Origin of the sequence: Methyloceanibacter sp. (genome assembly GCF_041573655.1) — a bacterium.
In the GTDB taxonomy this organism is placed as follows: domain Bacteria; phylum Pseudomonadota; class Alphaproteobacteria; order Rhizobiales; family Methyloligellaceae; genus Methyloceanibacter.
The window spans coordinates 1-8216 of record NZ_JBFFQD010000070.1 but is presented as its reverse complement, the minus strand read 5'-3'; the positions used below and the strand labels follow the sequence as shown (position 1 = coordinate 8216).

7 protein-coding genes are annotated in these 8216 nt (G+C 62.7%); 6 read left to right on the top strand and 1 reads right to left on the bottom strand.

Going from position 1 to position 8216, the window contains the following annotated elements:
• On the bottom strand, positions 1-356 hold a 356-nt coding region (locus ABY454_RS11570; protein ID WP_372930833.1), incomplete at its 3' end, for a tetratricopeptide repeat protein.
• A 195-nt stretch (positions 357-551) separates the two neighbouring features.
• On the opposite strand from ABY454_RS11570, the gene ABY454_RS11565 reads away from it, so the two are divergent.
• From ABY454_RS11565 to metG, 6 genes are all read left to right on the top strand, one after another.
• Entirely contained in the window at positions 552-2108 is a 1557-nt protein-coding gene (locus ABY454_RS11565) for an AAA family ATPase (protein WP_372930832.1), read from the top strand.
• A 193-nt stretch (positions 2109-2301) separates the two neighbouring features.
• A complete protein-coding gene (locus tag ABY454_RS11560; protein WP_372930830.1) occupies positions 2302-3369 on the top strand; it encodes a septal ring lytic transglycosylase RlpA family protein in 1068 nt (355 codons plus the stop codon).
• 133 nt (positions 3370-3502) lie between these two features.
• Positions 3503-4684 carry a D-alanyl-D-alanine carboxypeptidase family protein gene (locus ABY454_RS11555; protein WP_372930829.1) on the top strand — a complete coding sequence of 394 codons (1182 nt, stop codon included), beginning with the start codon at positions 3503-3505 and terminating at the stop codon, positions 4682-4684.
• An 8-nt stretch (positions 4685-4692) separates the two neighbouring features.
• Positions 4693-5340, top strand: coding sequence for a dTMP kinase (tmk, locus tag ABY454_RS11550; RefSeq protein ID WP_372930827.1), 648 nt, complete (start codon positions 4693-4695; stop codon positions 5338-5340).
• Positions 5341-5367: 27 nt separating this feature from the next.
• Entirely contained in the window at positions 5368-6495 is a 1128-nt protein-coding gene (locus ABY454_RS11545; RefSeq protein WP_372930825.1) for a DNA polymerase III subunit delta', read from the top strand.
• A gap of 39 nt (positions 6496-6534) precedes the next feature.
• Positions 6535-8100, top strand: coding sequence for a methionine--tRNA ligase (metG, locus tag ABY454_RS11540; RefSeq protein ID WP_372930824.1), 1566 nt, complete (start codon positions 6535-6537; stop codon positions 8098-8100).
• Positions 8101-8216: the final 116 nt, after the last annotated feature.

The following is an 8216-nucleotide window of genomic DNA, read 5'->3' as shown; positions in this document are numbered from 1 at the left end:
CGCACCTGCTTGGCGATGTGGTTTGGCACGCTGGCATTGACGAGCACCTGTTCGAAATAACTGCGGGCAACGTCGTAGGCACCGAGGCGATAGTAGAGCATTCCAAGTTCGAATTGGAGGCGGGGCGTGTTGGGGGCATAAATCAGCATGCGCTCCAGCGTCGAGATTGCGCCTTCGTAGTCGCCGGCCTCGGTGGAGAGCTTTGCATATTCGAAAGCGAGATCGAGATCGTTGGGGCGGGCCAGCATTTGGTGAAGTAAGGCTTCGCGGCGCATCTCCAGCGCGGCGTCGGTGGCGGCATAGGCATGCGTGCTGCCGCCCATGATCAGAGCGGCAACCGCAAAGGCGATCGCCAACGTCCTCCACAACCTCACCACCAGACCGATCGGCCTTTCTGAGAGGCGTTGTGCAGGTTGATCCCGCAACACCCGCCCGTCCGATGAAACGTTATCTAGTTAACTTTTTCGCCACAAGTAGAAGCACGTGTTTTCCGAGCGTTTTCAATGCTTCTGTGGCCTCAGGGGCACGGGATTGTCATATTATGGTTAACTATGGCAGGGGGGCGTATGAGCCAGGCTAAGCTATTGGGATTCATGGGGCGTCCGGAAACATACCACCCTACGCCTGCAACCGTGGAGTGTATCGAGACCCACGCATCCTACGTCTTTCTGGCCGGAGATTTCGCGTATAAGCTGAAACGGGCGGTCAAGTACCCTTTTCTGGACTTTTCAACGCTTGAAAAGAGGCATCAAGCCTGCCTCAACGAGCTCCGCTTGAATCGGCGCACCGCACCTCAGCTCTATGTTGAGGTCGTGCCAGTAACGCGCGAGGTTGGTGGCGATTTCCGGCTTGGGCGAGGGGGCGCAGGCGACCTCGCCGAATGGGTGCTCGTCATGCGCCGATTCGCCCAAAGTGGGCTCCATGACCGCATGGCCGCGGAAGGTCGCCTGGAAGTCGCGGCCATGGCGCCACTGGCGGGGGAAATCGCCAGGTTCCACGCTGCCGCGGACCGATGCCTCACCGTGGATCAAGCTGTCGTTCCGCTTGAAGGCATCATCGCCGAGCATGAGACGGTGCTCGCGGCGAATCCTGCGCTGTTTCCTCCCGATCGTGCGGCGGAACTTGTTGAGCGCACGCGCACCACCTTCAGAGGGCTTGTGCCGTTTCTGAAAAGTCGGGCGCAAGACGGTTATGTGCGTCACTGTCATGGCGATCTTCATTTGCGCAACATCGTGGAGATCGACGGGCGCCCGGTACTGTTCGACGCGCTCGAGTTCGATGATCGCCTGGCCACCATCGACGTGCTGTACGATCTAGCTTTTCTCCTCATGGATCTCGGTAAGCGCGGGCTCGCGCGCCATGCCAACGCTTTGCTCAACGCCTATCTCGACAACAGCCCCACGGGAAATCTCTTGGGGCTGGCGACCTTGCCCTTTTTCCTGTCGTTGCGCGCGATGGTTCGCGCCAAGGTCGAAATGCTGCGGAGTGAGGCAACGGGGCACGCGGGCGACGCTAAGAACGCGCGTGAAGAGGCGCGGGCATATTTCGACCTCGCTTACGATTTTCTTGAACCCACACGCGCGCATCTCGTGGCGGTCGGTGGTTTGTCGGGCAGTGGCAAGTCGGCGGTCGCAAAGGCGATCGCGCCGGACTTCGGCGGCTTTCCGGGTGCGGTCATCGTGCGCAGCGATATCGAGCGTAAGCGTATGTTCGGTGTGGCGACGGAGGCGCGGCTCCCTGCTGAGACGTATACGCAAGGCGTCTCGGACCAGGTCTATGCCCTTTGCCGCAAACGCGCCGGGTTCGCGCTCGCCGCCGGCCGGCCAGTGATTCTCGATGCGGTTCACGCCAATCCGGAAGAACGAGCGGCGGCGCGAGAGTTGGCGCAGATGCACGGCGCGGCGTTCACGGGGCTTTGGCTCGAGGCGCCGGCCGATGTGCTGCGGCAGCGGGTTGCGGATCGCGTCGGCGATGCTTCGGATGCGACGCCTGACGTCGTGGATGCGCAGCTCGGCTACGACCTCGGGGCGCTGGATTTTTATCGTCTCGATGCCAACGGCGCGCTCGATGACGTCGCCGCACGGGGTCTGGAACGTATCCGCGACTAGAAGCGCGCCAAATTCATCCTTTGCTAACCGGCTTTGGCGGACAGTAGGTCTTGCGCTTTGGAGAGGTCCGCTTGGTTTTGCGTACGAGGGCCTCTCCGGGCGTATCTTTTCGTAAGCCCTTCCGGGGGTCGGAACGTTGCGTTGGGTGGGTCAGCTTACGCCGGCACAGAATGCCGGGGGGGCATCGAGTTTTGTGGGCGCTGGCACATTTTCGCGCGGCGCCACACATTCGCCTTGCGCGATCTTTGCACGCTGCACCTTAACTGCCGCCATCGTTGCCAGCCTCGCGTTAGCCATCTCGGCTTGCGGCCGGGACAAGAGCGTCGGGCTCGGCGAGCGCGTTGTTCCGCTTGGCCAATCCGCGCCCAAGGGCGGCGGGCGCTACCATGTCGGCAAGTCCTATGAGATCGCAGGTCAGCGCTATACGCCGCACGAGAATCCGACCTACGATCGCAAGGGCACCGCCTCCTGGTATGGCGAGCTGTTCCATGGTCGCCGCACCGCCAACGGAGAGATCTACGACATGGACCGCTTGTCCGCGGCGCACCCCACGCTGCCGCTGCCGGTCTATGCGCATGTCACCAATCTTCGCAACGGGCGTTCCCTCGTGGTGCGAGTGAACGATCGCGGTCCGTTCAAGAAGAACCGCATCATCGATCTGTCTCAGCGCTCGGCGGAAGTCCTGGGCTTCAAGCGCCAGGGAACTGCGCCCGTGCGCGTGCGCTATCTGCGCCGGGCCCCCTTAAGTGGCGACGACAGCTATGAGCGGAAATATCTGGCCGCGCGCGGTTATCGCCAATACGCCTCGAAGTCCGTAAGCGACCCGATCACTGTCGCCAGTCTTCCGCAAACCCTGCCGCCGCTTCCCGACCGGCGTCCCGTCACCGCATCGCCGCCGAGCTTTGCGGCGGACGCTCCGAGCCAAGCGTTGACCTCTTCAGTGGACTTGGCGGCGCTGGAAGGCGCGCCGGACGAAACGGGAGCCATACCCCAGCCGTCGCATCTTGCGCCGCCGCAAGCGACGTCGCTTGGCGGACCGGCGATCCAGGCGGGCTCTTTTAAGGACAAAGACAACGCAATGCGCGCGATGGTCACGCTTGCGGGGATCGGTCAGGTCGATGTCAGCGCGGTCGAGGTCGGCGCGGAGACCTACTACCGGGTTCGCGTGGGGCCGTTCGCGGATGCCATCGAGGCGGCGGCCGCGCTGCCGCTGTTGACTGATGCAGGCTATCACGGTGCCAAAATAGTCTTGCAGAACTGAGAGTTGGCGCGAAGCCGGTTGATTTTTGCCGACGGGCGTTTGATAGTGAACGCAAGCCGCCGCCACGGGATGGCGGTGTTTCATTGTCAGCTCTATTCAGTCTGCTTCGCTCGTGCCCACCACGCGTAGATCAATGAGAAGTGCCGCGCTGTGCGCCGTCCTCGTGCTTGGCGCGGTGGCGCTGGCGGACCATGCCCAGGCTCAGTCCAAGAAGAAGACCCCGGAGGGTTTTCAAACCAAGGCGCAGAACGCGATTTTGATGGATCCGGGCGCCGATCTCGTTCTCTTCGAGAAGGAGGCGGACGCTCAGATCGTGCCGGCGAGCATGAGCAAGCTCATGACGCTTGCCGTGGTGTTCCGCGAATTGAAGGCCGGACGGATCAAGCTCGACGATAGTTTCGTGGTCAGCGAGTACGCCTGGCGCACGGGCGGTGCGCCCTCGGGCACCGCAGCCATGTTTGCGCCGCTCGGCGATCCGATCCTCATCAGCGATCTTCTTCAAGGCGTTGCCGTTCAGTCTGCGAATGACGGAAGCATCATCCTCGCCGAAGGCATTGCGGGAACCGAAGAAGCCTTCGTCAAGATGATGAACGACTACGGAAAGGAGATCGGCCTAACGCAGTCGCACTTCGTGAACTCGAACGGATTGCCGGCGGAAGGTCACGTGATGTCGGTGCGGGATCTCGCGGTTCTCTCCAAACATCTCGTCGAGACTTATCCGGAGTATTACCCCTATTTCGCCCAGAAGGAGTTCCGGTACCGGGACAGGTTCACCTTCCGCAACCGCAATCCATTGGTCTGGGCCGATATTGGCGTGGACGGATTGAAGACTGGTTTTCTCAAGGAGTCTGGTTATGGGTTGGTGTCCAGCGCCAAGCGCGGCGACCAGCGCCTGATCCTCGTGGTGACGGGATTGCAGAACAAGAACGAACGGGAGTCGGAGTCCCGCAGGATGCTGGAATGGGGCTTCAAGAGCTTCAAGCCGTTCCGGCTTTTCGACGAAGGGCAGAAGGTCAGCGACGCGCTGGTGTGGGGCGGCGAGAAACATTACGTCCCGCTGGTCGGCGACGGCGAGATCGATCTGCTGCTGCCCACGTCCGCCACGGGCGCGGTATCCGCCGAAATCATCTACAATGGTCCGATCAAGGCGCCCATTCGCAAAGGCGATCAGATTGCAACACTACGCGTCAGCGCCGCGGAATCGTCGGCGACCAATGAGATTCCGCTTTATGCCGGTGAGAACATCGCCAGCAGCAACTTCGCCATGCGCGGGATCGACTCCCTTCTTGTGCTCGCCTTTGGCTGGCTCCTTTAGCCACTGACATGCAACGCGGCATCGAAATCGGCAGGTTCATCACCTTTGAGGGCGGCGAGGGGTCGGGCAAGTCGACCCAAGCCGGGATCCTCGCGAACAGGCTGTCGCGTGCCGGGCGCGCGGTCTTTGCCACGCGGGAGCCGGGGGGGTCGCCCGCGGCCGAAGAAATCCGTGAGGCGCTGCTCGCTGGTGAAATTTCGCAATTCGGCCCGTTGGCCGAGGCGGTCATGTTCGCCGTAGCGCGCGGCGATCACGTCGACACCGCGATCAAGGAGTCACTGCAGGAGGGCAAGTGGGTGGTGTGCGATCGGTTCGTCGATTCCACGCGCGCCTACCAGGGCGTGACGGGAGGTGTGCCGCGCGGATTGATCAACGCGCTGGAACAGCTGACAGTTGGCGCGCTGTCGCCGGACGTCACGTTTATTCTCGACCTTCCGGCCGACGAAGGGCTTGCGCGGGCGCAGGCTCGCGCGGAGGGCGCCGAACCCGACCGGTTCGAGGGGCAGGAGTTGATGACCCATGAGCGAATTCGCCGCGCCTTCCTCGATATCGCGGAGGAAGAGCCGGGCCGCTGCATTGTCGTCGATGCGAGCCAGCCAGAGGCCATGGTGGCCGAGGATGTTTGGGAAGCGGTTCTTCGCCGGCTGAACCCATGAGCACTGTTCGATGAGCACTGTTTGCCGATGAGCGCCGCGGCCGAGCAAGCGCGTGGCGCGGCGGTGGAGCCTGACCGTCTCGACCCGTTCTCCACGCCGCGCGACGTGGATCGCGTCTTCGGCCATGATGAGGCGATTGCCGAGTTCGAAACTGCACTGCGCAGTGGACGCATGCACCACGCCTTGCTCCTCGTCGGGCCCGAAGGTATCGGCAAGGCGACGCTCGCATATCGCTTCGCCCGGACCGTGTTGGCCCATGGCGATGATGGCGAGGCCGGTGACGTCCCGGCGAACGATCCGGTGTTTCGCAAAGTAGCAGGGATCGCGCATCCCAACCTGCTCGTCATCCGGCGGTCCTGGGTCGAGAAGTCGAAGCGCTATTCCCAGTGGATCGGCGTCGACGAGGTGCGCCGTTTGCGGGCCTTTCTGGGCAACACCGCGGGCGCGGACACCTGGCGGGTTGTCGTGGTCGACCGTGCCGATGAGCTGAATCAGAACGCGGCAAATGCGTTGCTGAAGGCGCTGGAAGAACCACCGCCGCGCACGCTGTTTCTTCTAGTGTCGAGTGCCGAGGGACGTCTTCCGGTGACGATCCGCTCACGCACGCGGACGCTTCGTCTCGCGCCCTTGGCAGATGCGCCGTTGAGTGCTGCGGTGCGCGCGGCACTGGAACGGGATGGCGTGGAGGCCGACGAAAAAGCGCTCCGTCTGGCGCTTACCCTCGCGCAAGGAAGCGTGCGGCGCGCCCTCGAGCTTGTCTCGGGAGAGGGCATTGAGCTTTACGATCAGATCATCGCCAACTTCGAGGCACTTCCGGCGCTCGACGGGGCCGCGCTCCACAAACAGGCAGAACATCTGGCGGGCGCGGGCGATACGGAGCGTCTGGAGCTGTACCTGGCGCTGTTACTCGGACTGATCGAACGCCTGATCCGGGCCGGCGCCACCGGCCAAGGAGCCAGCGAAGCGGAGCACAAGCTCGCCAAGGCCCTGGTGTCAAAAGATAACCTTTCTTCCTGGGCAGATATCTGGGAGAGGATTTTCGAGGCCCGCGCAGAAGCCTTTGCGCTCAACCTCGATCGCAGCCTCCTCGTGCTGAACACATGGTTCGGGCTCCAAGAGCTCGTTCAAGAGCATCCTGTCGAGGGCGCAGCGTGAGCGCTTGCCGGGGGCGGCGGCCAAGGCTATGTCTCGGCCATGGCTGAACAGCGGCCCTACTACATCACCACGGCGATCTCTTATCCGAACGACGCGCCCCATATTGGCCACGCCTATGAGGCGGTGGCGACGGACGCGCTTGCGCGTTTCCGGCGCCTGCAGGGGCGGGACGTGTACTTCCTTACCGGCACGGACGAGCACGGCATCAAGATGCTGCAAACGGCACGTGCGCAAGGGATTAGCGCGGCGGAGCTGGCCGACCGCAACACGCCGAAGTTCCGGGACATGGTGCAGGCGCTCAACTGCTCCCATGACGACTTCATCACCACGCGCGAGGAGCGCCACGCCCGTTCGGTGCAAGAGCTGTGGCGGCGCATGCAAGAGGCGGGCGACATTTATCTCGGCAAGTACGCCGGATGGTACTCGGTGCGCGACGAAGCTTATTACGACGAGAGCGAGCTGACGGACGGACCCGACGGCCAGAAGCTGTCGCCGCAAGGCACGCCCGTCGAATGGGTCGAAGAGGAGAGCTATTTCTTCCGGCTCTCGTCGTTCCAGGACAAGTTGTTGGCTCATTACGAGGCGCATCCGGACTTCATCGGCCCGGAGACGCGCGCCAACGAAGTGAAGAGCTTCGTGCGGGGCGGGCTTCAGGATCTTTCCATCTCGCGCACCACGTTCGATTGGGGCGTGCCGGTTCCCGGCGATCCGAAACACATCATGTATGTGTGGGTGGATGCGCTGACGAACTACATCACTGGCGTCGGTTTTCCCGACGAGGACTCCGGTTCCTTCAAGAAATATTGGCCGGCCGACGCGCACATTGTCGGCAAGGACATCATTCGCTTTCACGCTGTCTATTGGCCGGCGTTTTTGATGTCGGCCGGGGTGGAGCTACCGCGGCAAGTGTTCGGTCACGGCTTTCTCTACAATCGCGGAGAGAAGATGTCGAAGTCGGTCGGCAATGTGATCGACCCGTTTGTGCTCGCGCGCGATTATGGCGTGGATCAGATTCGATATTTCTTGCTGCGCGAGGTGCCGTTCGGCCAGGACGGCAATTACAGCCGCGACGGCATCGTGCAACGCATCAACGCCGACCTCGCCAACGATCTGGGCAATCTGGCGCAGCGCTCGCTGTCCATGATCGCCAAGAACTGCGAAGGGACGTTGCCGGCCCCGAGCAAGCTCACCGACGCTGACGAGGCCATTCTCGCAAGCGCTGATACCATCTTGCCGCGGGTCGAGGAGGCCATCGATGCCTATGCCATCCACCGGGCACTCGAAATCATCTGGGGGTTGATCGCCGATGCGAACCGGTACTTCGCCGGCGAGGAGCCGTGGGCGCACAAGAAGACCAATCCGGAGCGTATGGGGACGATCCTCTATGTGACGGCGGAAGTGGTCCGCCAGGCCGCCATCTTGGTGCAGGCGGTGATGCCGGAAAGCGGAGCGAAGCTACTCGATCAGCTCAATGTTCCGGCCGACGCGCGTGCGTTCGCGAGCCTTGGCCCCGAGGCGCGCCTCGCGCCGGGGACGGTGCTGCCGAAACCCGAAGCCGTCTTCCCGCGCTATGTGGAACCGGACGACGAGGCGCCGGCGTCCTAAGGCCTCTCTATGAGCGGCACAGCTTTTTGATTTGCGCCTCGTTGACGCCGTTGACCAGCACGCCGCCAACGAGGGTCCGCGGGACCGAGGTGTTGCCAAACCGCGCTTTCATCTCG